Below are 26,704 nucleotides of genomic sequence, written 5' to 3'. Positions count from 1 at the left end.
CTTGTTTAAATAGGCCTCAAAATTATTTATTACTTTTACTAAAAACATCTAATTTTAGTCTGTTTTTTAATAAAGATTCCTTTGTAATAAAGGGGAAATAGGCTAAAACGATTTCGTAGATTTATTTATTTAAGTGCTTAAAAAGCAGTAATTTTACAATATAGAATATGAAGAAAATTAAAAAAATAGCAGTCATGACTTCTGGGGGAGATGCTCCTGGAATGAATGCAGCAATAAGGTCTGTAGTAAGAGCTTGTGCATACTACAGAGTAAGTTGTGTAGGTATATATAGAGGGTATGAAGGGCTTATTGAAGGTGATTTTATAGAGCTTACAGCAAGAAGCGTAAATAACATCATTAACAAAGGTGGTACCGTTTTAAAATCTGCAAGATCGCAAGAATTTAGAACTAAAGAAGGAAGAGCAAAAGCTTTTGAACACTTACAAGAAAATGAAATTGAAGCCATGGTTGTAATTGGTGGAGATGGTTCTTTTACCGGAGCTGTAATTTTTAATGAAGAATATAACTTTCCAATTATAGGAATTCCTGGTACTATAGATAACGATATTTTTGGTACATCACATACATTAGGATATGATACCGCTTTAAATACAGCAGTAGAAGCAATTGATAAAATTAGAGATACCGCGTCTTCTCATAACAGATTATTCTTTGTAGAGGTAATGGGTAGAGATGCTGGTTTTATAGCTTTAAACGCAGGTGTTGGTGCAGGAGCAGAAGAAATCTTAATTCCAGAAGAAGATCTTGGATTAGATAGAATGTTAGAGTCTCTTAAAAAGAGTAGAAGAACAGGTAAATCTTCTAGTATTGTTGTAGTTGCAGAAGGTGATAAATCGGGTAAAAATGTTTATGAATTAGCGCAATATGTAGAAGAGAATTTACCAGAATATGACGTAAGGGTTTCTGTACTTGGTCACATGCAAAGAGGTGGTTCTCCTTCTTGTTTTGATAGAGTTTTAGCAAGTAGATTAGGTGTTAAATCTGTAGAATTATTGTTAGACGGTAAGACGAACCTTATGGTAGGTTTAAAAGACAACGAAGTAATTAGTACAAGTATTGCAGAAGCAATAAAAGGTGGTCATTCTATCAATCAAGAACTTTTAAGAGTTTCTGATATAATGACAACATAATATTAACTAGTAATTAAAGTAAAAAAAATGATAAAAGTAGGAATTAACGGATTTGGAAGAATTGGAAGATTAGCATTCAGATCTACAGTAAAAAGAGATAATGTACAAGTAGTAGCAATTAATGATTTATTAGATGTAGATTATTTAGCTTACATGTTAAAATACGATTCTGTTCACGGTGCTTTTGATGGTACTGTAGAAGTTAAAGATGGTAAGTTAGTTGTTAACGGTAACGAAATTAGAATTACTGCTGAAAGAGATCCTGCTAATTTAAAGTGGAATGAAGTTGATGTAGATTATGTTATAGAGTCTACAGGTTTTTTCTTAACAGAAGAAACAGCTGGTAAACACTTAGAAGCTGGTGCAAAAAAAGTAGTATTATCTGCACCTTCTAAAGATCATACTCCTATGTTTGTAATGGGTGTTAATAACACTGAATTAAAAGCAGATCAAAAAATATTTTCTAACGCGTCTTGTACAACAAACTGTTTAGCGCCAATTACAAAAGTTTTAAACGATAACTTTGGTATTGTAGAAGGTTTAATGACAACTGTACATGCTGCAACTGCAACACAAAAAACTGTTGATGGTCCTTCTATGAAAGACTGGAGAGGTGGGCGTTCCGCAATTGGTAACGTAATACCTTCTTCTACAGGAGCTGCTAAGGCTGTAGGAAAAGTAATTCCTGCAATGAACGGTAAATTAACTGGTATGGCATTTAGAATTCCTACTATGGATGTTTCTGTAGTTGATTTAACTGTGAAATTAGAAAAATCTGCTTCTTATGATGAAATCTGTGCTGCAATGAAAGCTGCATCAGAAAGCGGACCAATGAAAGGTGTTTTAGGTTATACAGAAGATTTGGTTGTTTCTCAAGATTTTGTTGGAGACACAAGAACTTCTATTTTTGATGCTAAAGCAGGTATTGCTTTAAACGATAACTTTGTAAAAGTAGTTTCTTGGTATGATAACGAAATAGGATATTCTACTAAAATTGTAGATTTAATTGAATATGCTGCAACTTTGTAAGATGCACAATAGATTATAAAAAAAAACCTGATAGAATCTTCTATCAGGTTTTTTTATGAATATTTTTAAAGGATTATTTAACTGCAATCATGCTAATTTCTACATTAACAAATTTAGGCAAGTTTGCAACTTCTACAGTCTCTCTAGCAGGTGCCGTTTCTTCATTAAAATAAGTACCATAAATCGCATTTATTTCAGAAAAGTTATGCATGTCAGAAATAAATATTGAAGACTTTATAACGTTTTCAAAAGTCATTTCTGCCGCTAATAGAACCTGTTTCATATTTTCCATTACCTGCTTTGTTTCATTTGCAATAGAATCTAAAACTAATTCTCCTGTATCTGGATTAATTGCAATTTGACCCGAAGTGTATAATGTGTTTCCTGTTAAAACTGCTTGATTATACGGCCCAATAGGAGCAGGTGCGTTCTTAGTTGTAATTATTTTTTTCATTGTAGTAAGTTGTTTATAAAGTTAAATATAATTTCAATTTCTCCATCATAATTATATGCAGCGTTAAAAAGAAATATTAAGCCCATAATAAATAAAAAATAAAAATTTCTTCTAGACTTATTAGTTTCTAAAATGATTTCTGTTTCTTGATTTTTATTAGATTTATATATAATGCTTATATTAAAAGGTGGGTTTCTTTTCTGATTTTCTGTAGTAGAAAACTCCAATTCTTGTTCAATTTCTCTCCCTCTCTTATCAATAAATTTAACGGTGTAGAAATAATTTATTTTTTCATGATTAATTACAAAACCATCTTCATCAAAAGTATTATCAATTTTTGTTTCTACTTCTCTAATTTTTGTTACAAGAGCTTCTTTTCTTGTTCCTTCCTTATAAAATAAATCAATTTTATCTAAAGATTTAATTGCTGTATAAATTGAATAAAACCCAAATGATGTTAAACCTAAAAAAGAGATTACATTCATTTTAAAAAAGTCTTCTATCTGGCGGTTTGTTTTTATCCCATTTTAAGTCTGATAGTACAGAAGATTTTACACCAATAAAAAATGTATAAGAAGAGTTTGTACCGAAAGGAACCCAATTAAAGTTAAAATTCCAACTATCTAAATCTCTTGTAAAATTAAATCTAGAAAAAGTAAATGCACCATCTTTAAAATCATAACCAGAAGAATATCCTAACTTCCATTTAGGAGACAATTCTATATTTCCATTAAAAATAATACTATGTATACCAATGTTTCCGCCATCAATTCCGTTATTTACATAACTTGTAGAGTAAGCTAAACTTAATGTCCATGGTATGTCTGCATGGTATAGTTTTGCAGATTTATTTTTGTCTTCTTCTGTGTTATTTACTGCATTGTTTACTTGTCCGAATCTGTTGGTCGGATCTATATTTGCGCCTGTAATATCTGGTGTATTGTTAGGGTCTCTGTTGTTTTCTTTTTTACCTTCTTTATCTTTTTTAAAATCAGAGCTAGAAATAGAGTAATTGGCTGTTAAGCTTGCGTTAGATAATCGTCCTAAAAAGTTTGAGTTAAATTCGTTAATTCTAATTGGAGATCCAGAGGCAGAAGCAACAACTTTATAAGGATCTATAGAACCACTAAAATTTATTGATAATTTGTCTTTTAAAAGTCTTGTTCCTGCAGAAAAATTAACATTAGACCAACGCAAACTGTCTGCAGCAATATTATAAGAACTGCTAAAATTTAAATTATTTAAAATTGATATTTTTTCATCTTCGGCATCACTATTAGGATCTTTAGGTGCAACTTTAGCTTCTAAAACGTTATTTAATGTGATTCCGATTGAATTACTTATTCCAGAAGAAGGAGAACCGTAAATACCTTGATCAAAAATTGTAAATTCCTCTAAATCATTAGGATCTGTACTGGCTTGTACTTTTCGAATGTATTGTTCTTCAAAATCTGGTCTGTAAGAATAAGAAATAGAAGGCCTAATTGTATGTCTTATTGCTTTTAATCGACCTTTATTAATATTAAAAGTACCGTAAATATTAGTAGATAAACTTAAACCTGCATTATATTCTCTAAATGTTTTAAATCCGCTAATTGTATCTGTAACTACCGTTTCATTAACAGCATCGTATTTTTTATCAATATAGTCAAATTGCCAAGTTTCTTCGTAATTTACACTTGGTGACACTGTAAAATATTTAAACGCTTTAAAATTTGTATTTGTACCAGTTCTATGTTGCATACCGGCTCTAGCCGTTTCAAACATTTTAGCCGTTAAAAAATCATCATCTGTAGTATTGATAAGGTATTTACTATCTAAAATGTAGTTAAAACCCATTTTCTGAATCGCGTTCTTTTTTACTCCATTTTTACCTGCAAACGGATAAATTCTATTCATGTTTAAAGTTAAAGCAGGCAACGTCATAGTAATTTTTTCTGTATTTGTATTTTGTTGATGTTGGGCAGTTACATTTAAGTTAAATGGAGTGCCTACAAAAGTTTTACTATAATTTATAGAAGAGTTAAACGTGTTGGTTTGTGTTTGTGCAATGTTAAATTGATTTTGAGATTCTCTAAAAAACTTACTACTTCCTAGGTTAACAGAAGCTGTAAATCGAGAATTAGGGCTTGCTTTTGTGTCTTGATTATGTGACCACCTTAAATTAAAGTTATTACTTTTACTAAAATCATCAAAACCTCTAATACCATTTATATTGTTTTCGTAACTAAAATTAAAAGAACCATTAAAACGATAACGAACTTTATAATTAGAATTTGCTCTAAACCCCCAACTACCATTAGAATATGCATCACCAGTAATACCTAAATCTACATAATCATTAATTGCAAAATAATAACCACCATTTTGAAATCCGATTCCTCGATCGCTACTACCTGTATCAAAAGCCGGAATTAAGAAACCAGAGATGCTGGTTTGTGTAATTGGAAAATAAGCAAAAGGTAAATAAATAGGTGTTGGAATATCTGCAATGTATAATTGACTGCCACCAACAATAATCTTCTTACCAGGAATAATTTTAGCTTTATTTGTGCCAATATAATAGTCTAATTTCTCTGAAGTTGTAAACTTTATATCTCTTACATAAATTGTTGAATCGTTTACACGTTTAGTTTTATTACCAAACGTAAACATTTCACCTTGTTTGGTTTTTAAACCGTAAATTATTGCCTTTTTAGATTTAAAATTATAGATGATAGAATCTTGTTCTGATTCTTCGTTGCCTTGTTTAAAAATTGGCCTTTGTGTATAACCTGTGCTGTCTATAATTCCTTTTGCAAAAAGGGTGTTTTTAGTATAATCTATTTTTATAATACCTGCTTTTAAATCGATATCTGTATATGTAATATTGGCTTCGTTATATAACGTTACAGATTTGTCTTTGGCATTTTGAATAGTGTAATCTTTAGCAACGTGGGTAATAAGATCTTCTATAGTTTCTTTAGGTTTTATAGAATCTATAGACACAGAATCTTTTTGTTTGATAGCTAAAGAGTCTTTTTTTACAGATAAAATACTATCTCTTTTTTTATTCGGAATAGTATCTTTCTTTTTTATAGGAACTACTATTTTTTTAGTAGGTTTAATATCTTGAGAAAAACCTAACTTTGTAAAAAAGAAGCAGCAAAATAAAAGTATATATGATAGGTTTGTTTGCAATGCTTTTAATACTATTTTTGTAAATGAATAAAAATATGGCGTAATATTTGAAACACCAAATTTAAGAATTCAAAATTAGTTAAATTTTATTGATGCAATCCCAACAAAAACACAAAAATATCATCAAAAGTAAAATTCTTTTTCTACTACTCTTCATATTTGTAGGAAACAGCGTAGCAATACATGCTCAAAAAGAGTATGTAGTGGTTTTAGATGCTGGCCACGGAGGCAAAGATCCTGGTAATTTAGGTAACGGATATAAAGAAAAAAATATTGCTTTAAAGGTAGCTTTAAAAGTAGGTGCTAACTTAAAGAAGTACAAAGACGTTAAAGTTATTTTTACACGAAAATCGGATGTTTTTATAGATCTTTGGAAAAGAGGTGATATTGCAAATCATGCCAAAGCAGATTTGTTTGTATCAATTCATTGCGATTCGCATACATCAAATGCATACGGAGCAGGAACTTTTGTTTTAGGTTTAAGAGGAAATAAAAAAAACTTAGAAATAGCAAAAAGAGAAAATGCTGCAATTTTACTAGAAGATAATTATCAAAATAAATATGAAGGTTTCGATTCTAATTCTGCCGAATCTGTAATTGGGTTGTCTTTGTTACAAGAAGAAAATTTAGATAAAAGTTTAGCTATTGCAAGCCTTATTCAGAATAACTTCACTTTTAATTTAAAGAGAAATAATAGAAAAGTAAAGCAAGATAACTTTCAGGTTTTAAGAGAAACTATTATGCCAAGTGTTTTGGTAGAATTGGGTTTTTTAACAAATAAAAAAGAAGGTAGGTTTTTAAATTCTAGTAGCGGTCAAACTAAAATGGCAAATGAAATTGCAGACGCTATTTATAATTATATCAAAAATCAAAAATTAAACACAGTTTTAGAAGATGTAACTAGTAAAAATTATTTTGATGAAGTAGAATTTAAAGTACAAGTTGCATCTGGTAAAAATAAAATTGCAACTAAATCTTATAATTTTAAAGGTTTAAAAAACATAGAACGCGTTAAAGTTGGTAGTTATTATAAATATTATTATGGCAACTCTACTTCTTATAATTTAGTTAAGAAGGCGTTATCTCTTGCAAAATCAAAAGGTTACAAAAGTGCATTTATTGTGGCTATTAATAACGGACAAAAAATTTCTGTTCAAGAGGCTTTAAAAATGCAGTAAAATAAACAGATTCTAACAAAAATTATCACTAATTTTGTTGTAAAACGTCTAGACATGTCTAAAGAATTAAAAACAGGAATAATTGCATTAATCATTATTGTAATCTTTGTTTGGGGATTTAATTTCCTAAAAGGACAAAATATACTAGATCCTGGTTCAAGAACTTTTAAAGTAGAATACGCTAAAATTGGAGGTCTTTCTAGATCTAGCGCCGTAACAATTAATGGTTTAAAAGTTGGTAAAGTAGACAAGATAGAGTTTGATACAAGTGAAGAAAAAAGAGGGCATTTAATTGTAACGTTTATTGTAGATAATGATTTTCAGTTTTCTAAAAAAAGTATTGTAAAAATTTACTCACCTAATCCGTTAAGTGGTTCTAATTTGGCAATTGTGCCAAACTATGAAGGGGAAATGGCAGTTTCTGGAGATGTTTTAGAAGGTGAAATGGAAGAGAGTCTTTTTACATCAATCGGTGAAAGATTAAACCCATTGCAACAAAAAATAGAAAGGGTAATTGTTAGAGCAGATACTTTATTTAGTGGTGTTAACAAGATATTAAACGATAAAACAATTAACGGTATAAATAGTTCTGTATCTAATTTATCTGGTACAATATCAGATATTAGAAGTACAATACAAGCTGTTAATGCCATGGTTGTAGATAACCAAGAAAATTTAAAAGTTACTTTCGAAAACACAAAAAATATTACAGAAAACTTCAGTAAAGTTTCTGATAGCTTAAATACTGTAGACTTTAATAAAATTATTAGAAAAGCAGAAGAAGCGGTTAGTAATTTTAATGCGATGTCTAAAAAAATAAATTCTGGTGAAGGTACAATCGGTAAACTAATTAACGACAAAAGAATGTACGATAATTTAGAAGCCGCTACTAAAGAACTAGAAGAATTGCTAAGAGATATTAAACTTAATCCAAAAAGATATATACATTTTTCTATCTTTGGTAAAAGTCCAGAGCCTTACGACGAAGAAATAAAACCTAATTTTAACTAATAATTAGCCCTATTTACATGCAGTACTTACCAAATATCCTATTTGCTATCGCATTAATTGCTGGTATCAGCTTTTTTGTGATGAATATTCGTAAATTATATAGAAATATTAATTTAGGTAAAAAAATTGATAGAACAGACAACCAACCAGAACGTTGGAAAAATATGATAAAGATTGCTTTAGGGCAATCTAAAATGGTAAAAAGACCATTTTCTGGATTTTTACACATTGTTGTTTATGTTGGTTTTATCATTATAAATATAGAAGTTTTAGAAATTATTATTGATGGTCTTTTTGGAACGCATAGAATCTTTTTAGGTTTCTTGGGAGACGCTTTTTACGGATTTCTTATTGGAACATTCGAAATTTTAGCATTTTTAGTATTTGTAGCTGTAATTATTTTCTGGACAAGAAGAAACGTTGCAAATATTAAACGTTTTTTAAGCTCTGAAATGAAAGGTTGGCCAAAAGCAGACGGGAATATGATTTTATATTTCGAAATGGTTTTGATGACACTTTTTATTGTGATGAACGCCACAGATACAAGTTTCCAGCAAGCCGGAATTGGAAATCCAATAAGTCAATTTGTGGCGCCATTATTTGATGGTTTCACAGCAGAAACTTTACACCTTATCGAGAGAGCAGCTTGGTGGATTCATATTTTAGGAATCTTAGTATTCTTAAATTATTTATACTATTCAAAACATTTACATATTTTATTAGCTTTTCCAAACACATTCTTTGCAAACTTAAATCCGAAAGGACAATTTACAAATTTAGAATCTGTAACTAATGAGGTAAAGTTAATGATGGACCCGGATGCAGACCCTTATGCTGCACCTGTAGAAGGAGCAGAGGAAGAGGTGCCAGAAAAGTTTGGAGCATCAGATGTTTTAGATCTTAATAAAGTTCAGCTTTTAAATGCTTACACATGTACAGAATGTGGTCGTTGTACATCTTCTTGTCCTGCGAATTTAACAGGTAAAAAGTTGTCTCCGCGTAAAATTATGATGGATACAAGAGATCGTTTAGAAGAAGTTGGTAGAAATATCGATGCTAATGGTGGTGCTTTTAAAGAAGACGGTAAACAATTATTAAACGATTATATTACTCCAGAAGAATTATGGGCTTGTACAAGTTGTAATGCTTGTGTAGAAGAATGTCCTGTTAATATCGATCCGCTTTCTATTATAATGGATATGAGAAGATATTTAGTTATGGAAGAAAGTGCTGCGCCACAAGAATTAAATTCTATGATGACAAACATAGAAAACAACGGTGCACCTTGGCCATACAATCAACAAGATAGGTTAAATTGGGCTAACGAAGAATAGAATTAATTTTTTTGATTTTAATTTTCTAGTTTAGAAATTAAAATGAAACACTAAAATCTTAAAAGATGAACGTACCAACAATGGCAGATATGATGGCTCAAGGTAAACAACCAGAAGTGTTGTTTTGGGTTGGAGCAGCAGGAAGTTATGACGATAGAGCTAAAAAAATATCTAGAGCTTTTGTAAAAATTTTACATAAAGCAAATGTAGATTTTGCAGTTTTAGGAACTGAAGAATCTTCTACAGGAGATGCAGCAAAAAGAGCAGGAAACGAGTTTCTTTTTCAGGTGCAAGCAATGATGAATATTGAAGTTTTAAACGGATATGAAGTAAAGAAAATTGTTACTTGCGATCCGCATTCATTTAATACCTTAAAAAATGAATATCCTAATTTAGGTGGTAAATATCAAGTACTTCACCATACACAATTCATACAAAACCTTATATCAGAAGGTCGTTTAAATATTAATGACACTACTTTGCAAGGAAAAAAAGTTACTTTTCATGATCCTTGTTATTTAGGTAGAGCAAACGAGGTTTATGAATCTCCAAGAGATCTAATTAGAAGATTAGGTGTTAATTTAACAGAAATGAAACGTAACAAATCTACAGCTTTATGTTGTGGTGCTGGTGGTGCTCAAATGTTTAAAGATGCCGAAAAAGGAGATAAAGAAATTAATATTCTAAGAACAGAAGATGCTTTAGAAACAAAACCAGATATTATAGCAACAGGTTGTCCTTACTGTAATACTATGATGACAGATGGTATAAAATTTAAAGAAAAAGAAGCAGAGGTTGTTGTAAAAGATATTGCAGAATTAATTGCAGAAGCAAATAATTTATAAAGATGAAAAAAGTATTTTTTTTATGTTTTTCTTTTCTCTTTCTTTTTTGTTCTAAAACAGAAAAGAAACAAGAAAAACCAGTTGAAGTAATTCAACCAAAAGATTCTATAGTTTCAGTTATAGAACCTATGATAAAAGAAAATACTTTAATTTTTACAGTTCAAATTGCTGCTTTAAAGAATGCAAATCAATCATTAGAAAACTTAGAAGGAGTATCATTATACTCAGAAAATTCGTTAACTAAATACAGATTTGGGGCATTTAGTACGTATCAAGAAGCAAAAGAATCTTGTAGAACTTTAAGAAAAAAGTATCAAGGAGCTTTTGTGCAAGCTTTGTTAAATGATAAACCTATAGCGATTTCAGAAGCTTTACATAATTAATTTAATGACAGATTCTTTTCAAAATATTGAGGTTTTTTCTTTTCCAGAAATAGAAAGTATAGATTTTAAAAAAATAGAAAAGAATTATTTTAAGGTAATATTAATTAACCTTATTTTAGTGTTCTTAGTTTTGTTTGCTGTTGCATCTTTTATAATCTATAAAGATTGGTTAGAGTTAGGGCAACATTATATATGGATATTTTCCGCACTTATATTACTTTTAGTGGTTACATTTATTTTTGAAGTTATAGGTTTTAAAAAGAGAAAATATGCTGTAAGAGAAAAAGATATTTCTTACAAAAAAGGATTTTTATATAAGAGTTTAACCACAGTACCTTTTAATAGAATTCAGCATATAGAAATAGATCAAGGCCCAATTTCTCGTTTCTTCGGATTAGCAACTTTAAGTGTTTTTACAGCAGGTGATAGTAGCGACGATTTAAAAATTAAAGGCCTTTTAAAAGAACAATCTTTACAAATTAAAGAATTCATCACGAACAAAATAGATGGATAATATAAACGATTTTAGCCAATTTAGAAGACAATCTAAAAAAGGAATTATTGTAATTTATCTTAACTTAATTTATAAATTTTTAAAAGCCTTTTGGATTCTACTATTTTTATTTATTCAAAAATTTTCTAAAATTACTCAAGAAACGCTTTTATATATTTATTTAGGAGTTGCAGTTTTACTAATCTTTTTACTGATACGTGCTTACTTAATTTTCAAAAACTTTAAATTTAAAGTAGAAGACAAGCACTTTGTTTTACAAAAAGGAATTATAAAAAAAACAAATACTTCTATTCCTTTTGATAGAATTCAGAACATAAATTTTAAGCAGAATATTATTCAACAAATTATAAATGTACACGAAGTTAATGTTGAAACTGCAGGGTCTAGTAAAGCAGAAATTTCTATAAAAGCCTTAACTTTTAAAGATGCAAAAGATTTAAAGAATATTGTTACGATAATTAATAAAAAGCAAAATTTAAAAGCAGACCAGATAGAAATAGAAGAAGAGAAACCTCTATTAAAAATAGGTTTTTTATCGCTGTTAAAAGTTAGTCTTACAGAAAATCATTTGCAAAGTTTATTATTATTGTTTGCACTTTTAGTCGGTTTTTTTCAGCAAGTAAACGACTTATTTAAAGGTTTAGGTAAAAAAGAAGAATTAAGTAATTTTATATCGAATAATACATCCGCATTAAAAACAAGTGTTATTTTAATTATAAGTTTATTAGTGTTTTTATCTATTGTAGCTGTAATTAGTTCTATTGTTCGTGTTTTTTTAAGACATTTTAATTTAACTATGTATCTTAAAAATAATGCTTTTGAAATTTATCAAGGTTTAACTACAAAGAATTCTGTAGTTTTAAAAAAAGAAAAGGTACAACACATAACTATTTCTCATAATCCTGTTAAAAAGAAATTAGGAATTTCTTTCATTACTTTTAAACAAGCGGTTAGTGGTAAAGTAAATAAGAAAAAAGATAAATCTATAAAAATTGTGGGTTGTGAGTCTATACATATCACAGCAATCAAAAATTTACTTTTTCCCAAAGAAAATTTAAACGATTTTAATAAAAATAAAGCAGAACCATATTATCGATTTAGACTTTATAACAGAAGTTTTATATTTTTTATAATATTAAATCTTGGGTTCTATTTTGGTATCGAAAATGTTAATATATTTTGGTTAAATATTATATTACTACCTATTTTTGTGTTTTCTATAGAGCTTAATTATAAAAAGAGATATTATTATTTTAATGATAATATAATTATGCTTGCTAGAGGTACTGTAGAAACTCATAAAACTTTTTTGCCTTTTTTTAAAGTTCAAAACATAACCTTAAAGCAAAATATTTTTCAAGTAAACAGAGGTGTTGCAGACATTGTTTTCCAAACAGCTTCAGGTAAAGTTAAAATACCTTGTATTTCGTTTGAAAATGCTAATAAAATATATAATTATACATTGTTTAAAATAGAATCTAGTAGTAAATCATGGATGTAAAAAGTTATATAAAAGCAGCTCGATTAAGAACACTTCCTTTATCTATTTCTGGAATTATTATAGGCAGTTCTTTAGGCTTTAATGAAATAAATACTGTAGGTTCGGTCTTAAAATCGCCAATTTTTTGGTTGGCTATTTTAACAACAATTGGGTTTCAAGTATTGTCTAATTTTGCAAACGATTATGGAGATGGTATAAAAGGTAGTGATAAAAACAGAACAGGAGAGGCAAGAATGGTTTCTTCTGGAGCAATTACTCCTAAACAAATGAAAATCGCAATGATTGTTACTGCAATAATTACGCTATTAATCGCTTTGTTGCTTATTTACGTTGCTTTTGGTAGTGAGAATTTCGCGTACTCAATCTTATTTTTTGGATTAGGAATAGCTTCTATTGTTGCTGCAATAAAATATACTGTTGGTAAATCTGCTTATGGTTATAGCGGATTTGGAGATTTGTTTGTGTTTTTATTTTTTGGTTTACTTAGTGTGGTTGGTAGCTACTTTTTATATACAAAACAATTAAATTTCAATATTTTTTTACCTGCTATTTCTGTTGGTTTTCTTAGTACAGCAGTTCTTAATTTAAATAATTTAAGAGATAGAGAAGAAGATGAGGTAAATAATAAAAATACATTGGTCGTAAAATTAGGAACATCTAAAGCTAAAAAATATCATTATTTTTTAATTATATCTGCATTAGTTTTTACATTTATGTATGTTTTTATAGATTTCACCTCTATTTATCAAGTAGTATTTTTAATGGCATTTATACCATTAATAAAAAATATAAACACCGTTTCTAAAAATAAAATACCTTCAGAATTAGATGGAGAATTAAAAAAAGTTGCTTTAAGTACTTTTTTGTTTGCCATTTTATTTTCTGTGGGTCAACTCCTTTAAAATTCTCAAATGAAAACAATAAAAATTATCTTAATAATTATTTCGGTATTGGTTTTAGCCTTTTTAGCTACGGGTCTAATAGTTAAAGAAACCACCTACAGTGCTAAAGTAGAAATAGACAAACCTTTGGTAGAAGTATTTAATAATTTTTCTAAAATTGACAGTATTAAAAATTGGATTCCTGAAGTGCAATCTGTAAAAATTGTAAAGAAAAACCCAGGTATAACAGGTAGTATTTATAATGTTGTAGTTATCAATCAAGAACAAGAAATTAATTTAACAGAAAAAATTGTTGCATATATTCCTAACGAAAAACTAACGTTGTTTTACGACGCAGAAAATATGTTAAAAAAAGATGATTATCTTTTTACAGAAAAAAACGGAAAAACAACAATTACTTTAAATGCCAATTGCCAAAGTGATTCTTTTATAATGGCATGTATGTTTCCTTATTTTAAAAGTACTTTTAAAGAACAAGATCAAACATATCTAAATAATTTTAAAGATTTCATCGAAAATAAATAGTTTTAAGTTGATAAAGGCAGTCTATAAAAAATACATTCTTAATTTTAAGAACCCAAGCGGAACATCACGTGGAGTTTTAAGAACTAAAGAAACATGGTTTATTATTCTTGATAAAGACGGTAAAAAAGGTTTCGGAGAAACGGGTTTGTTTAGAGGTTTAAGTATAGATGATGTGGCAGATTATGAAGAAAAACTAATTTGGGTATGTAATAATATTCATTTAGGATTAGAACATCTTTTAATCGAGTTAAAAACTTATCCATCCATTCAATTTGGTTTAGAACAAGCTTTTTTATCCTTAGAAAGTAGTAATGGTTTTAATTTATTTCCTTCAGAATTTACAAAAGGGAACAAATCAATAGCCATTAATGGTTTGGTTTGGATGGGCGATAAAAAGTTTATGAAAACTCAAATTCAAGAGAAACTTAAAATAGGTTTTACTTGTATTAAAATGAAAATTGGTGCTATAGACTTTGAAACTGAATTAAATCTCTTAAAATCTATTAGAAAAGAATTTTCTTCAGAAGAAATAGAGTTAAGAGTTGATGCAAATGGTGCTTTTAGCCCAAAGGAAGCTTTAGAAAAGCTAAAACAGCTATCAGAATTAGATTTACACTCAATTGAGCAACCAATAAAACAAGGCCAACTAGAAGAAATGGCTAAATTATGTGATGAAACACCTTTACCTATCGCTTTAGATGAAGAGTTAATTGGTGTTTTTTCAACAGAAGAAAAGAAACATGTTTTAGATATGGTGAATCCGCAGTATATTATTTTAAAACCAAGTTTAATAGGCGGATTTAAAGGAAGTGATACTTGGATTGAATTAGCAGAAAAAAAATCTATAAATTGGTGGATTACATCTGCTTTAGAAAGTAATATTGGCTTAAACGCAATTGCACAATACACATTTAGTTTGCAAAATAATTTGCCACAAGGTTTAGGTACTGGTAGTTTATTTACAAATAATTTCGAAAGTCCGTTAGAGGTAAATAATGGGGCTTTAAAATATAATAATTCTGTAAATTGGAATTTTAAATTATAAATAATGAATTTTATACAACAAGCATATAAAGGTAAAAATGAATGGTATCATTGGGTTTTTACAATTATATTAGTTTTTATTGGATGGCAAATATTAGGTGTTATTCCTCTAGCAATGGCTGTTGCCGCAAAATCAAAAGATATAAACCAATTTGTGGAATTTGCAGAAAGTAACTTTATGACTTCTGGTTTAGACAAAAATTTATTATTGTTTCTAATGATAACAACTTTCTTTGTAGGTTTAATGTTTCTATTTATTAGTATTAAATTTATTCATAAAAGAACAATTAAATCATTAATAACCAGCAGAAATAAAGTAGATTGGAAACGTTTTTTCTACGGATTTTTTGTCTGGGGAATCTTAGCAATTGTACTTTCTTACATAGGTATATTAATGGCTCCAGAAAATTATACTTGGAATTTTAATGCGAAGCCATTTTTTACATTATTGGCAATTTCTTTTTTGTTTTTACCATTTCAAACCACTCTAGAAGAGTTGTTATTTAGAGGTTATTTGATGCAAGGTTTAGGTATTTTAGCAAAAAATAGATGGTTTCCGTTGCTTTTTACATCTGTTGTATTTGGTCTTTTACATGGCGCTAATCCAGAAGTTGCTAAGCTAGGTCAAATTACCATGGTTTTTTATATTGGTACAGGTTTGTTTTACGGAATTGTAACTCTAATGGATGAGGGTACAGAAATTGCGTTAGGTTTGCATGCTATAAACAATATAACTGCAGCCTTTTTTATAACTACAGATTGGACAGTTTTTCAAACGGACGCTTTATATATAGATACCTCAGAGCCATCTGTAACTTGGGAAATGTTTTTACCAGTTTTCGTTTTATATCCTTTAATGCTGTTTTTATTTTCAAAAAAATATGGTTGGTCTAATTGGAAAGAAAAGTTAACAGGATCTATAGTAAAACCTGTTAATTTAAAGGAAAATTACAGGGTTATAGATGAATTATAGCAAGAATTTTATTCACAATAGCTTTCGATTAAACGGAAACTCTTTTACCAACTTTACAGAGGTATTAAATTATACTGCTAAAATATCTAATGATGTTTTTCTGTTTCTAGAAGAATGGTTTTCAGAAAGTAATTCTGTAATAATTCGAACTTCGGGCTCTACGGGAAAGCCTAAAAACATCGAACTTCAAAAAGAGAAGATGTTCAATTCTGCAATAGCAACAGGGAATTACTTTGGTTTAAAAGCAGAAACAACAGCTTTGTTATGTTTACCCATTAATTATGTTGCGGGTAAAATGATGTTAATTAGAGCACTTACTTTAGGTTGGTCTTTAGACATTGTTCAATCAAATGCGAATCCTTTAGAGAATGTTTCTAAAATGTATGATTTTTCTGCGATGGTACCTTTGCAAGTAGAAAATTCTATCAGTTATTTAGATAAGATACGTAAACTTATTGTTGGTGGTGGTGTAGTATCAAACCCTTTATTAATAAAACTACAAAATGTTTCTACGGATGTTTTTGCTACCTACGGAATGACGGAAACAATAACACATATTGCTGTAAAAAAGTTGAATAATTTTTCTCCATTAAAAACCAATTTTAATAAATCTAATTATTACACAACTTTACCAAATGTTAGCATTTATATTGATGAAAGAAGTTGTTTGGTAATTAAAGCTTTAAAGGTTAGTGAAAAAATATTATTTACAAATGACGTAGTTCGATTAATTTCTGATACGCAATTTGAATGGTTGGGTAGATTCGATAACGTAATTAATTCTGGAGGCGTAAAATTACAACCAGAATTAATAGAAAGTAAGTTGGTTAAAGTTCTAGAAAAACCTTTTTTTGTTGCAGGTATTTCAGATGAATTATTTGGTAGTAAATTAATCTTAGTTGTTGAAGATTTTATTTCAAATACCCAAGAATTGAAAATAGATATTATAAACAACATGAGATCATTAGGTGTGTTTACTAAATTTGAAATACCCAAAGAAATTTATTTTTTACCAGAATTTAAGTATACAGAATCTGGTAAAATACAAAGAAATGAAACTTTAAGTCTAATAGGTTTTTAATCAAAATTTAAAAGGTAATCTCTTAAATTTTCGTCTTCGTTTAAATTTAATTTCTTTTTTATTCTATAACGAGCAGTTTGCACAGATCTAGGGTCTATCATAAAAATTCTTGCAATCTCTTTTGTTTGCAGGTGTAGTTTTATAAACATGCAATGTCTTAGTTCTGTCTCTGTAATGCTAGGGTGTTTTTCAATTAATTTATCATAGAAATTGTTGTGTAAGGCATTAAAGTGTTGTGTAAGTGTTTTCCAATCTTCATCCTTTTCTAATACATTATCTATTTGATTAACAATATTTTTTACTGTTTTTTTATCTTCGGTTTTTAGACCTTTAATGTCTGCTTTAATCTCTTTAAAATATTGTTTATTGTGAAGTAAGTTTGTAGTTAAAACTATAATTTTTTTGTCTCTATTATTATTCTTTGCGCTTAAAGAAGCAATTTTTTTGTTTTTTTCTTTATTTATTTTTTTAAAATTCAATAAAGTAAAATAATATCCGAAAATAGCTATAATAAAAAGTACTATTATTAGAAGAACAATAATTTTTAGATTGTAATTAGTGCTTTCTAGATTGTCTTTCTGTATAGAAATTTTGTCAAATTCTAACTTAGAATTTAGAACTTTAATTTTATTAGATAATTCGTTATTAGTTTTGTCTTTATTTTCAATGACAAAAGATAAAATTTCTGGATTTTTATGACCTATTAACTCTAGACTAAAAATACAGTCGCTTGAGTATTCATAGGCTTGGTGAATAGAGATACTTATTGTATTTAATCCTCTTTTAAAAATATTGTTTTCAAAAAAATGTTGAAAATATTTTTTTTCTTCAGCACCTTTTGTTGTGCTACTTGCTAAAGTAGTTTTTCCAATGGTAATATTAGGCATATTATCTCTAAACAATTCTTTACCATTTATGTATACAACAGCACCATCATCCCTTTTTAGTCTAAATTCATAAGCAACAAAATCATCATTAATAACTATGTTTTTTTTAAAATATTTAGTAATGTGTTTTTTCTTTTTATTGCCACCATAACTAATAATTGTCGTTAACTTCTTATCTCCATAACCTATTGGGGTCAAACCTTTTTGCCATTTTGATAAATTTATAATTTCTGCCCAATCGTTTTCTAAGTATCCTTTATCATAATAAAACCAATTATCTTGATCTTTTATTAAAGTCTCTTGAGAGAATATTAGAATAATATTAAATAATAATAAAAATATAGTTAATTTTTTCTTAACCACTAATGCGTTCATTTAAAGTTTATTAGGTTTTGTTGTAATGCAAATATAGTAGTTAAATTGTTATTATTTTAATTTTGTAGTAGATAAATTGATGCTAAAAATTAACATTTTAAAAAAAGTATATTATATTTGTGGTAATAGTGAATAAGCTATGTAATAATAAGATTGGGGGATTGAACTTATTGCATAAGACATTCAAAAAAAGTCGTGATTTAATTATCACGACTTTTATTATTTTACAGAAATGTTAGTTTGATTAGATTTCCATTGAGTGGTATACATTTTGTACATCATCATCTTCCTCTAACTTTTCTAATAACTTTTCAACATCTGCTTGTTGGTCTTCTGTTAATTTAGTTGTTGTAGTTGGTATTCTTTCAAAACCAGAAGATAAAATTTCTACATTATTTTCTTCAAAGAAAGATTGTATTGCACCAAACTGCTCAAAAGGGGCATAAATAATAACACCTTCTTCGTCATCAAAAACTTCTTCAACTTCAAAATCTATCAATTCTAGTTCTAATTCTTCCATATCCATGGTAATATCTTCTTTTTTCAAAGTGAAATTACAGGTATGGTCAAACATAAAAACAACAGAACCAGAAGTTCCTAAGTTTCCATCACATTTATTAAACGCTGCTCTAACATTTGCTACAGTTCTATTATTATTGTCTGTTGCAGTTTCTAAAAGAACTGCAATTCCGTGAGGTGCATACCCTTCAAAAAGTACCTCTTTATAATTAGCAGTGTCTTTGTCTGTAGCTTTTTTAATAGCACGCTCTACATTATCTTTTGGCATATTCGCCGCTTTGGCGTTTTGAATAACAGCACGTAAACGAGAGTTTGTTTCTGGGTTTGGGCCACCTTCTTTCACAGCCATTACAATGTCTTTACCAATTCTGGTAAATGTTTTTGCCATTGCAGACCAACGTTTCATCTTCCTTGCTTTCCTAAACTCAAATGCTCTACCCATTTCTTTTTTCTTTAAAATTATAGCTACAAATGTAAAAATTTGAAGTTTGTTTTACAATTATTTTAAACTTCAATTATTATTAAAATATACCTACTTATAGGTATTGTTTCAGTTAACTTTTTAAGATAGCTTTATATCTATTCTAAAACACTATCAATTATGAAAAAAATTACTCTTATACTTTTTGTTTTTTGTGGATTAATAACCTCCGCTCAAAATAAATTGACTTCTAGTTTAAGTGAATCATATGACGGAACTGCTTGGACAAATAGTAGTAAAAGCACTTTTATGTACGATTCAAATAATAATCTTACCTTAGAAACTGGTTATTATTGGAATTCAACTTTACAAGATTGGGAAAAAAGTTTTGAAGATTCTTATAGTTATAATGCTAATAATAAGGTTACAAATTATTCTTACGTTTCATACTCAAATGGTACAACACAAATTTCTTATCAATATAGAACGAAATACACTTATAATAATGATGGTAATGTTATACAAATTTTAGATGAGGAATATGAAAACAATTCTTGGGTTAACGATTATAAAATAGATCTTACTTATTCTAACGGAAAAGTTACTGGTGGTTTAAGTTATGAATGGAATGGAAGTATTTGGGTTTTCGATGAAGACTCTTCTGAAACTACAATTAATTATAATTCTGATGGAACTATTAGTGCTTTTATAAACAAAGCATGGAATGGAAGTGCTTGGGTAGATGATAGTAGAACTTTATATACTTACGATGCCAATAAAAGGGTTGTTTTAGAAGATTCACAAACTTGGAATGGTTCTGTTTGGGTATCTGATTATAAATTAGAAAATACTTTTGATGCTAACGGTAATATAGTTGTAGAAAAAGAATCATACTTAGAAAATGGTGTTTTTGTAGTGGCTGCTAATGAGACAATAACTTTTGACTTAAATGAACAAATGTCCGCATATGCTCATCCTTTTAAAGATAAATCTGGTCTAGATTTTCTAGTTAATTCTAATGGTATTGTTAATAAAATAGTATCAAGAATAAGTAGTGATAATAATTTTAGAACAACATATCTTTACAATGGAGCAACAGCAAGTGTAAAAGATGTTTTACTTACAGATTTTAAAACATATCCAAACCCTGTAAAAGATTTTTTAACTATTGATAATTCTAATTTTGTAATTAAGAGTCTAAGTCTATATAATGTTTTAGGGAAAAAGGTGCTTTCTACAACACAAAATCAATTAGATTTTAAAAACTTAAATAAAGGTGTGTACGTTCTAAAAATAGAAACAGATAAAGGAAAAATTGGAACGACAAAAATTGTAAAAAAATAAAATTATTAAAACGAACCACGATTTTTTAAATTTAAAAAATCGTGGTTTTTTATTAGGTTAATAATTGATAAGCTTGTTTCGCAATCTCAATTTCTTCATTTGTTGGAATTACTAAAACTTTTACTTTTGAATTCGGTTTTTGTATTTCTCTTATTTTTTTAGATCGGATTTTATTTTTTTCAAAATCTAAATTGATGCCTAAGAAGTCTAAATTTTCACATGCTAATTTTCTCATAATAGAAGAGTTTTCTCCAATACCTGCTGTAAAAATAATGGCATCTAACCCATTTAAAATAGCTGTGTAACTTCCAATATATTTGCGAATTCTATAACCTGCTAATTTTAATGCCCTTTGGCATTCTTCATTTCCTTGTGCCGCTTTTTCTGTAATTTCTCTTAAATCGGAAAAACCAGTTAAACCGAGCATTCCAGATTCTTTTTGTAGTAATGTATTTACTTCTTCTACAGATTTATTTAATTTTTTCATCAAAAAGAAAATAACAGATTGGTCTATATCTCCAGAACGAGTTCCCATTATTAAACCATTCATAGGTCCAAAACCCAATGAGTTTTCTATGCTTTTTCCGTTTTTAATGGCAGACATACTACAGCCATTACCTAAATGGATAGTAATAATATTTTCTGATTTTTCTTGACCTAAATATTCAATTGCTTTTTCTGAAACATATTTATGACTAGTGCCATGAAAACCATATGCTCTAATATGATTTTCTTCTAAATATTTATTAGGAATTGCATATTCATAAGCTTCTTTTGGCATTGTTTGATGAAAAGAAGTGTCGAAAATGGCAATTTGTTTTGCAGAAGTAAAAATTGTTTCAGCAATTTCAATTCCAGTTAAATTAGCAGGATTATGTAATGGGGCCAAATCAAATAAGTCTCGAATATTGTCTTTAACTTCTTGTGTTATAACTACTGTTTTATTGAATTTGTTTCCTCCATGTACAACTCTGTGTCCAACCGCTTTTATGTCATCAACAGAATTTAAAACACCATTTTTTTTGTCTAATAAAGTTTTAGCAATTTTTTGTAAACCAATGTCGTGATTTAAAATAGGAAGAACTTCCTGGTGTTTTTTACCATCGACTTCATGGTTGAAAATAGCATCTTTCATACCAATTCGTTCTACCAGACCAACACATTTAACTGTTTCGTTTGGCATTTCTATAACTTGATACTTTAAAGAAGAAGAACCTGCGTTTAGAACTAAAATATTCATAATTATTGTTGGTTTGCTTGAATTGCAGTTAATAAAACAGTGTTAAAAATATCATCAATAGTACAGCCTCTACTTAAATCGTTTACAGGTTTATTTAAACCTTGTAACATAGGGCCAATTGCTAATGCACCAGTTTCTCTTTGTATTGCCTTGTAAGTATTGTTTCCAGTGTTTAAATCAGGAAAAATTAAAACAGATGCTTGTCCTGCAACCTCAGAATTAGGCATTTTGGTTTTTGCTACAGACATATCTACTGCTGCATCATATTGTATTGGTCCTTCAATTTTTAATTCAGGATTTTTAGTCTTAACAAGTTCTGTAGCCTTTCTAACTTTTTCTACTTCTTCACCTTTACCAGAACTTCCAGAAGAGTAAGAAAGCATAGCTATTTTAGCTTTTATTCCAAAAGCTTCTGCAGATTGTGCAGAAGAAATTGCAATTTCTGATAATTGTTCTGCATTTGGGTTAGGATTTACTGCGCAATCTCCCATAACAGAAACTCTGTCTGACAAGCACATAAAAAATACAGACGAAACTACAGAAACTCCGGGTTTGGTTTTTATCAATTGTAGCGCCGGTTTTATGGTGTGCATTGTTGTGTGTACAGCGCCAGAAACCATTCCGTCTGCTAATCCTTCCATAATCATTAAAGTACCATAATAAGAAACATCTCTAGTTAAATCTAGTGCAGTTGTTTCTGTCATTCCTTTATGTTTTCTCGATTGATATAAAGTATTGGCGAAACTTTTATTGTGTATTGAATCTTCAGGATTTAAAATATTAATTTCATCTAGATTTATTTGTAATCCAATTTGATCACACTTTAATTGAATTGTGTTTCTGTCTCCAAGTAAAGTTAAATCAACAATATTTAATAATTGTAATCGAGCTGCAGCCGCTAATATGCGTTCGTCATCTCCTTCAGGTAAAACAATATGTTTTTTTTCTACTCTAGCTTTTTGCAATAAATTATATTGAAACATGCTAGGCGTTAACTTGTCAGATTTATGTGAAGTTAAAATGTTTGTTAAACCTTCTGCATTTACATATTTGTCGAAAGTATCTAATGATAAAAGAATCTTCTTATTATGAGTTGCGTATATTTTAGATTTTACATTTCCAATTTTATTAGAAATACCAAAAGTACCACCATCAACAGAAATAATAGGAACAGTAGATTGCACACCTTCTATTAATTTTATAATAGATTCTTCAGGAATTAATGTTCCTGTTAAAATGATTCCAGCAATTTTTGGATAATTCTTAGACGCATTTGCTTGTAAAGCACCTAAAATAATATCTGCTCTATCACCTGGAGTTATTACCAAGGCATTTTCTTTAATTCTTGTTAAATAATTTCTTAGTTGCATGGCACCAGTACTGTAACTACCAATTGCATTTTCTAAAAATTGTTCACCAAAAAGTACACGACCATTTAAAGCTTTTAAAACTTCTTTTACAGTAGGAAATGAAAGAAAATCTACCTTTGGAATAATGTCTATTTGTAATTTTTTTGGAAAACTATTTGTTAACTCTGTTTTAATATAATCTACTTCATCTTCTTCAATTTTATTAGCAACAATGCCAATAACATCTACTTCTTTGTTAATAAAAGAACTGTAAGAAAGTTGCATTGTGTTTATAAAGTCTTTCTTTCTTTTACCGTTTCCAGAACCCACAATTAAAGCAGGTATATTTAAGTTTTTAGCAATCATTAGATTTACGTCAAGTTCTGTAAAACCTCCGCCACCAGAAAAATCGGTACCTTCTACTAGTGCATAATCATAATTAGCTTCTAATTTTTTATATTTTTTTATTACATAATGTATTACTTCATCTTCTTTTCCTTCACTTAAGAGCTCAACAACTTCACTTTGTGTATATGCGTAACAATCTTTATAATCTATTTCTAAGTTGAAAAAATTTATTGCAGTGTTTGTGTGTTCATCGTAACCATTTTCATCAATTTCATTAATAATTGGTCTAAAATAACCAACCTTAGCAGATTTGGTTAACATCATTCTTAATAAACCTAAAGAAATTAAAGATTTACCACTATCTGACTCTACCGTAGCAATATATATAGCTTTACTCATGTTTTAAATGTATTGTTTTACAAAAATAAGGCATAAAAAAATGACTAATTGTGATATTAGTCATTTATTATTTATTTTGATATAATTCCTATTTATTCTAAATGTATAAATATCATTTTTTCACCTCTACTAATTCTCTCTTTAGCTATTTTATGGTTTTCTTCGAAATCCTCTAAATTAGTGAATTTACAAATTCCATAAGAATATTGATATTTAATAATTTCAAAATCAAAATCTGTCAATTCTTTTTTATTTGAATTGCAAGTAGAAAAGACACTTTCGCATGAAACTTTTGATGTATTATGAAATTGACCTAAAGTTTTGTAAAAGTTTACAAGTAAAAAATTGGCATTGACTTCTCTATTTACATTTTTGTACTTATTAAGGTTAAGTTCTAATTTTGCATCATAAATTCTAGATCGATTCCATTTAATGTAATAATTAACATATTCATTATTATTAATATCGTCAGAATATTTTTTAGAATTATTTTCGTCTAATTGATAAATAATATAATTTGATGCGTTAATGTTGTTTACAAACCTAATTTCTAAAGAATCTATATTCTGAGATAGATTATTAGCTGCATCCTCTATTTTATTTCTATAAAATTGATTTAAAGATGGCGCAAAATAAATCTTTAAAGGTTCTTTCCATAATTTCATTCTCTGATTTTTAACGCTTGATATTTGATACTTTTGATATACTATATCTTTGTATACCTCTAAAAACAAAGAATCTTTAGGTTCATACTCTACAGATTTTGCATTTAAATATCTTTTATCGTTATCTTCTACTAATGTGTCTTTTTTATAAATATGAAAAAAGTGAGTTGATAAATCTAATTTTTTATTTGGATATTTTTTTCTAAAATCTTCAATTTTAATAAGTCTCTTTTTTCTTTCAACTTGAGAAAATGTATAAAGAGAGAATAATAAGAGTATAAATAAAATGTTTTTCTTTTTCATAGCTTTTATTTTATCTAAACCTGTAAAACTCCCATGTTAAATTGCTTTTCAATAGGGGCGTGGTTTGCAGCTTCAATTCCCATAGAAATCCAAGTTCTGGTGTCTAACGGATTTATTACTGCATCTGTCCAAATTCTTGCGGCTGCATAATATGGAGAAATTTGTTTATCGTAGCGAGATTTAATTTTATCAAATAATTCGGCTTCTTTTTCTGGAGTAATTTCTTCGCCACGTTTCTTTAACGAAGCAGTTTCTATTTGCAATAAAACCTTTGCAGCAGAATTACCACTCATAACAGCTAACTCTGCACTTGGCCACGCAGCAATTAATCTTGGGTCGTAGGCTTTACCGCACATTGCGTAATTACCGGCGCCATAAGAATTACCAATTACAATTGTAAATTTAGGTACCACAGAATTACTTACGGCATTCACCATTTTTGCTCCATCTTTTATAATTCCGCCATGTTCAGATTTAGAACCTACCATAAAACCAGTAACATCTTGCAAGAAAACTAATGGAATTTTTTTCTGATTACAATTGGCAATAAAACGAGTAGCTTTATCAGCAGAATCATTATAGATTACGCCACCAAACTGCATTTCTCCTTTTTTAGTTTTTACTAATTTACGTTGATTGGCAACAATACCAACTGCCCAACCATCAATTCTAGCATAACCAGTAATTATTGTTTGACCGTAACCTTCTTTATATTGTTCAAATTCAGATTTATCTACCAAACGCTTAATAATTTCTAACATGTCGTACTGCGCATTTCTTTCTCTTGGTAAAATTCCGAAAATATCATCTTCATTCTCTTTTGGCGGAAAAGCTTCTGTTTTACTAAAGCCAGCTTTGTCGTAGTCACCAATTTTATCAACGATAAATTTTATTTTATCTAAAGCATCTTTATCATCTTTGGCTTTATAGTCTGTTACACCAGATATTTCGCAATGAGTAGTAGCTCCCCCTAAAGTTTCATTGTCTATAGATTCGCCAATTGCAGCTTTTACCAAATAACTTCCGGCTAAAAATATACTTGCAGTTTTATCTACAATTAAAGCTTCGTCGCTCATAATAGGTAAATAAGCGCCACCAGCAACACAACTGCCCATAACGGCAGAAATTTGTGTAATCCCCATGCTACTCATTATTGCGTTATTTCTAAAAATTCTACCAAAATGTTCTTTGTCTGGAAAAATTTCATCTTGCATTGGTAAGTACACACCAGCAGAATCTACTAAGTAAATAATAGGTAATTTATTTTCGATAGAAATTTCTTGAGCACGTAAATTCTTTTTTCCTGTAATAGGAAACCAAGCACCAGCTTTAACTGTAGCATCGTTAGCAACAACAATACATTGTTTACCTTTAATGTATCCTATTTTTACAACGACACCACCAGAAGGGCAACCGCCATGTTCTTCATACATTTCATCTCCTGCAAAAGCTCCTATTTCTATAGATTTAGCATTTTTGTCTAATAAATAATCAATTCTTTCACGGGCAGTTAATTTGCCTTTTTCGTGGTGTTTATCAATTCTTTTTTGTCCGCCACCTAAATTTACTTTTACTAATCTTTTACGTAAGTCTGAAGCTAAAAGCTTGTTATAATCTTCGTTTTTATTGAAGTTAATATCCATAGGAAATCTTTTCTTAGTTTTTGCTAAATTAATAAATATACTTGTGAAATTCTTCTTAAAACCTCTAGTTTTTAAGGAAATGTTTAATGATTTTTGCTAAATATGT

24 protein-coding genes are annotated in these 26,704 nt (G+C 28.8%); 15 read left to right on the top strand and 9 right to left on the bottom strand.

Translation table 11 applies throughout. The annotated features are described in order from the left end of the window. The first annotated feature begins 167 nt into the window (after positions 1 to 167). Together pfkA and gap are read left to right on the top strand one after the other, a co-directional pair. Entirely contained in the window at positions 168 to 1,151 is a 984-nt protein-coding gene (gene pfkA, locus ACYPV9_RS09325) for a 6-phosphofructokinase (RefSeq protein ID WP_299065244.1), read from the top strand. 27 nt (positions 1,152 to 1,178) lie between these two features. Continuing rightward, complete coding sequence (gap, locus tag ACYPV9_RS09320; RefSeq protein ID WP_299065245.1) at positions 1,179 to 2,180, top strand: type I glyceraldehyde-3-phosphate dehydrogenase; 1,002 nt, start codon at positions 1,179 to 1,181, stop codon at positions 2,178 to 2,180. Positions 2,181 to 2,253: 73 nt separating this feature from the next. On the opposite strand, the gene ACYPV9_RS09315 is transcribed toward gap, so the two are convergent. Genes ACYPV9_RS09315 through ACYPV9_RS09305 form a run of 3 tightly spaced genes read right to left on the bottom strand, consistent with a single transcriptional unit; the run spans position 2,254 to position 5,814 of the window. After that, positions 2,254 to 2,634, bottom strand: coding sequence for a Rid family detoxifying hydrolase (locus ACYPV9_RS09315; RefSeq protein ID WP_299065247.1), 381 nt, complete (start codon positions 2,632 to 2,634; stop codon positions 2,254 to 2,256). Further along, positions 2,631 to 3,119, bottom strand: a complete 489-nt coding sequence (locus ACYPV9_RS09310; protein WP_459743216.1) for a hypothetical protein — start codon at positions 3,117 to 3,119, stop codon at positions 2,631 to 2,633. Before ACYPV9_RS09310 ends, ACYPV9_RS09315 begins: the two co-directional genes overlap by 4 nt. 1 nt (position 3,120) lies before the next feature. Then, complete coding sequence (locus ACYPV9_RS09305) at positions 3,121 to 5,814, bottom strand: putative LPS assembly protein LptD (RefSeq protein WP_459743214.1); 2,694 nt, start codon at positions 5,812 to 5,814, stop codon at positions 3,121 to 3,123. Positions 5,815 to 5,906: 92 nt separating this feature from the next. On the opposite strand from ACYPV9_RS09305, the gene ACYPV9_RS09300 reads away from it, so the two are divergent. The 12 genes from ACYPV9_RS09300 to ACYPV9_RS09245 all read left to right on the top strand — a co-directional run bounded on the left by ACYPV9_RS09300 (position 5,907) and on the right by ACYPV9_RS09245 (position 17,105). Then, positions 5,907 to 6,992, top strand: a complete 1,086-nt coding sequence (locus tag ACYPV9_RS09300) for an N-acetylmuramoyl-L-alanine amidase family protein (RefSeq protein ID WP_299065252.1) — start codon at positions 5,907 to 5,909, stop codon at positions 6,990 to 6,992. A gap of 54 nt (positions 6,993 to 7,046) precedes the next feature. Further along, a complete protein-coding gene (locus ACYPV9_RS09295) occupies positions 7,047 to 8,003 on the top strand; it encodes an MlaD family protein (RefSeq protein ID WP_299065254.1) in 957 nt (318 codons plus the stop codon). A gap of 17 nt (positions 8,004 to 8,020) precedes the next feature. Further along, positions 8,021 to 9,337 (top strand): 4Fe-4S dicluster domain-containing protein, encoded by a 1,317-nt coding sequence (locus tag ACYPV9_RS09290; protein WP_459743211.1) that lies wholly within the window; start codon positions 8,021 to 8,023, stop codon positions 9,335 to 9,337. A gap of 65 nt (positions 9,338 to 9,402) precedes the next feature. Further along, entirely contained in the window at positions 9,403 to 10,182 is a 780-nt protein-coding gene (locus tag ACYPV9_RS09285; protein WP_459743209.1) for a (Fe-S)-binding protein, read from the top strand. Between the two features lie 2 nt (positions 10,183 to 10,184). Next, positions 10,185 to 10,565: an SPOR domain-containing protein gene (locus ACYPV9_RS09280; RefSeq protein ID WP_299065260.1), complete on the top strand. Its 381-nt coding sequence runs from the start codon at positions 10,185 to 10,187 to the stop codon at positions 10,563 to 10,565. A gap of 4 nt (positions 10,566 to 10,569) precedes the next feature. After that, entirely contained in the window at positions 10,570 to 11,079 is a 510-nt protein-coding gene (locus tag ACYPV9_RS09275; RefSeq protein WP_299065262.1) for a PH domain-containing protein, read from the top strand. Continuing rightward, positions 11,072 to 12,580 (top strand): PH domain-containing protein, encoded by a 1,509-nt coding sequence (locus ACYPV9_RS09270; RefSeq protein ID WP_459743206.1) that lies wholly within the window; start codon positions 11,072 to 11,074, stop codon positions 12,578 to 12,580. Before ACYPV9_RS09275 ends, ACYPV9_RS09270 begins: the two co-directional genes overlap by 8 nt. Further along, positions 12,571 to 13,482, top strand: coding sequence for a 1,4-dihydroxy-2-naphthoate octaprenyltransferase (gene menA, locus ACYPV9_RS09265; RefSeq protein WP_459743204.1), 912 nt, complete (start codon positions 12,571 to 12,573; stop codon positions 13,480 to 13,482). Before ACYPV9_RS09270 ends, menA begins: the two co-directional genes overlap by 10 nt. Positions 13,483 to 13,491: 9 nt before the next feature. Further along, the gene (locus ACYPV9_RS09260; protein WP_299065267.1) at positions 13,492 to 14,007 is read left to right on the top strand and encodes an SRPBCC family protein; all 516 of its coding nucleotides are present in this window, start codon (positions 13,492 to 13,494) and stop codon (positions 14,005 to 14,007) included. A gap of 7 nt (positions 14,008 to 14,014) precedes the next feature. Next, positions 14,015 to 15,052 carry an o-succinylbenzoate synthase gene (locus ACYPV9_RS09255; RefSeq protein ID WP_459743202.1) on the top strand — a complete coding sequence of 346 codons (1,038 nt, stop codon included), beginning with the start codon at positions 14,015 to 14,017 and terminating at the stop codon, positions 15,050 to 15,052. A gap of 3 nt (positions 15,053 to 15,055) precedes the next feature. Further along, positions 15,056 to 16,024 carry a CPBP family intramembrane glutamic endopeptidase gene (locus tag ACYPV9_RS09250; protein WP_299065271.1) on the top strand — a complete coding sequence of 323 codons (969 nt, stop codon included), beginning with the start codon at positions 15,056 to 15,058 and terminating at the stop codon, positions 16,022 to 16,024. Next, the gene (locus ACYPV9_RS09245) at positions 16,014 to 17,105 is read left to right on the top strand and encodes an AMP-binding protein (protein WP_459743200.1); all 1,092 of its coding nucleotides are present in this window, start codon (positions 16,014 to 16,016) and stop codon (positions 17,103 to 17,105) included. Before ACYPV9_RS09250 ends, ACYPV9_RS09245 begins: the two co-directional genes overlap by 11 nt. On the opposite strand, the gene ACYPV9_RS09240 is transcribed toward ACYPV9_RS09245, so the two are convergent. Together ACYPV9_RS09240 and ACYPV9_RS09235 are read right to left on the bottom strand one after the other, a co-directional pair. Further along, complete coding sequence (locus tag ACYPV9_RS09240; protein WP_459743198.1) at positions 17,102 to 18,367, bottom strand: helix-turn-helix transcriptional regulator; 1,266 nt, start codon at positions 18,365 to 18,367, stop codon at positions 17,102 to 17,104. The genes ACYPV9_RS09245 and ACYPV9_RS09240 overlap by 4 nt on opposite strands. Positions 18,368 to 18,611: 244 nt before the next feature. Then, positions 18,612 to 19,328 carry a YebC/PmpR family DNA-binding transcriptional regulator gene (locus ACYPV9_RS09235; RefSeq protein ID WP_077808730.1) on the bottom strand — a complete coding sequence of 239 codons (717 nt, stop codon included), beginning with the start codon at positions 19,326 to 19,328 and terminating at the stop codon, positions 18,612 to 18,614. Between the two features lie 159 nt (positions 19,329 to 19,487). On the opposite strand from ACYPV9_RS09235, the gene ACYPV9_RS09230 reads away from it, so the two are divergent. After that, positions 19,488 to 20,651, top strand: a complete 1,164-nt coding sequence (locus ACYPV9_RS09230; RefSeq protein WP_459743196.1) for a T9SS type A sorting domain-containing protein — start codon at positions 19,488 to 19,490, stop codon at positions 20,649 to 20,651. 52 nt (positions 20,652 to 20,703) lie between these two features. On the opposite strand, the gene ACYPV9_RS09225 is transcribed toward ACYPV9_RS09230, so the two are convergent. The 4 genes from ACYPV9_RS09225 to ACYPV9_RS09210 form a co-directional block, all read right to left on the bottom strand. After that, positions 20,704 to 21,891, bottom strand: coding sequence for an acetate/propionate family kinase (locus ACYPV9_RS09225; RefSeq protein WP_459743194.1), 1,188 nt, complete (start codon positions 21,889 to 21,891; stop codon positions 20,704 to 20,706). 2 nt (positions 21,892 to 21,893) lie between these two features. Further along, positions 21,894 to 23,987 (bottom strand): phosphate acetyltransferase, encoded by a 2,094-nt coding sequence (gene pta / locus ACYPV9_RS09220; RefSeq protein ID WP_459743192.1) that lies wholly within the window; start codon positions 23,985 to 23,987, stop codon positions 21,894 to 21,896. A gap of 92 nt (positions 23,988 to 24,079) precedes the next feature. Further along, positions 24,080 to 24,955, bottom strand: coding sequence for a hypothetical protein (locus ACYPV9_RS09215; protein WP_459743190.1), 876 nt, complete (start codon positions 24,953 to 24,955; stop codon positions 24,080 to 24,082). Positions 24,956 to 24,969: 14 nt separating this feature from the next. Continuing rightward, complete coding sequence (locus tag ACYPV9_RS09210) at positions 24,970 to 26,598, bottom strand: acyl-CoA carboxylase subunit beta (RefSeq protein WP_459743188.1); 1,629 nt, start codon at positions 26,596 to 26,598, stop codon at positions 24,970 to 24,972. Positions 26,599 to 26,704: the final 106 nt, after the last annotated feature.

It is taken from the genome of Polaribacter sp. OB-PA-B3, from assembly GCF_054589375.1.
The sequence above is the reverse complement of the archived record's forward strand: the minus strand, read 5'-3'. Positions and strand labels throughout refer to the sequence as shown.

Coding starts and splice junctions, on each gene's coding strand:
- pfkA (WP_299065244.1), top strand. CDS start 168: ATGAAGAAAATTAAAAAAATAGCAGTCATGACTTCTGGGGGAGATGCT.
- gap (WP_299065245.1), top strand. CDS start 1,179: ATGATAAAAGTAGGAATTAACGGATTTGGAAGAATTGGAAGATTAGCA.
- ACYPV9_RS09315 (WP_299065247.1), bottom strand. CDS start 2,634: ATGAAAAAAATAATTACAACTAAGAACGCACCTGCTCCTATTGGGCCG.
- ACYPV9_RS09310 (WP_459743216.1), bottom strand. CDS start 3,119: ATGAATGTAATCTCTTTTTTAGGTTTAACATCATTTGGGTTTTATTCA.
- ACYPV9_RS09300 (WP_299065252.1), top strand. CDS start 5,907: ATGCAATCCCAACAAAAACACAAAAATATCATCAAAAGTAAAATTCTT.
- ACYPV9_RS09295 (WP_299065254.1), top strand. CDS start 7,047: ATGTCTAAAGAATTAAAAACAGGAATAATTGCATTAATCATTATTGTA.
- ACYPV9_RS09290 (WP_459743211.1), top strand. CDS start 8,021: ATGCAGTACTTACCAAATATCCTATTTGCTATCGCATTAATTGCTGGT.
- ACYPV9_RS09285 (WP_459743209.1), top strand. CDS start 9,403: ATGAACGTACCAACAATGGCAGATATGATGGCTCAAGGTAAACAACCA.
- ACYPV9_RS09280 (WP_299065260.1), top strand. CDS start 10,185: ATGAAAAAAGTATTTTTTTTATGTTTTTCTTTTCTCTTTCTTTTTTGT.
- ACYPV9_RS09275 (WP_299065262.1), top strand. CDS start 10,570: ATGACAGATTCTTTTCAAAATATTGAGGTTTTTTCTTTTCCAGAAATA.
- ACYPV9_RS09270 (WP_459743206.1), top strand. CDS start 11,072: ATGGATAATATAAACGATTTTAGCCAATTTAGAAGACAATCTAAAAAA.
- menA (WP_459743204.1), top strand. CDS start 12,571: ATGGATGTAAAAAGTTATATAAAAGCAGCTCGATTAAGAACACTTCCT.
- ACYPV9_RS09260 (WP_299065267.1), top strand. CDS start 13,492: ATGAAAACAATAAAAATTATCTTAATAATTATTTCGGTATTGGTTTTA.
- ACYPV9_RS09250 (WP_299065271.1), top strand. CDS start 15,056: ATGAATTTTATACAACAAGCATATAAAGGTAAAAATGAATGGTATCAT.
- ACYPV9_RS09245 (WP_459743200.1), top strand. CDS start 16,014: ATGAATTATAGCAAGAATTTTATTCACAATAGCTTTCGATTAAACGGA.
- ACYPV9_RS09240 (WP_459743198.1), bottom strand. CDS start 18,367: ATGAACGCATTAGTGGTTAAGAAAAAATTAACTATATTTTTATTATTA.
- ACYPV9_RS09235 (WP_077808730.1), bottom strand. CDS start 19,328: ATGGGTAGAGCATTTGAGTTTAGGAAAGCAAGGAAGATGAAACGTTGG.
- ACYPV9_RS09230 (WP_459743196.1), top strand. CDS start 19,488: ATGAAAAAAATTACTCTTATACTTTTTGTTTTTTGTGGATTAATAACC.
- ACYPV9_RS09225 (WP_459743194.1), bottom strand. CDS start 21,891: ATGAATATTTTAGTTCTAAACGCAGGTTCTTCTTCTTTAAAGTATCAA.
- pta (WP_459743192.1), bottom strand. CDS start 23,987: ATGAGTAAAGCTATATATATTGCTACGGTAGAGTCAGATAGTGGTAAA.
- ACYPV9_RS09215 (WP_459743190.1), bottom strand. CDS start 24,955: ATGAAAAAGAAAAACATTTTATTTATACTCTTATTATTCTCTCTTTAT.
- ACYPV9_RS09210 (WP_459743188.1), bottom strand. CDS start 26,598: ATGGATATTAACTTCAATAAAAACGAAGATTATAACAAGCTTTTAGCT.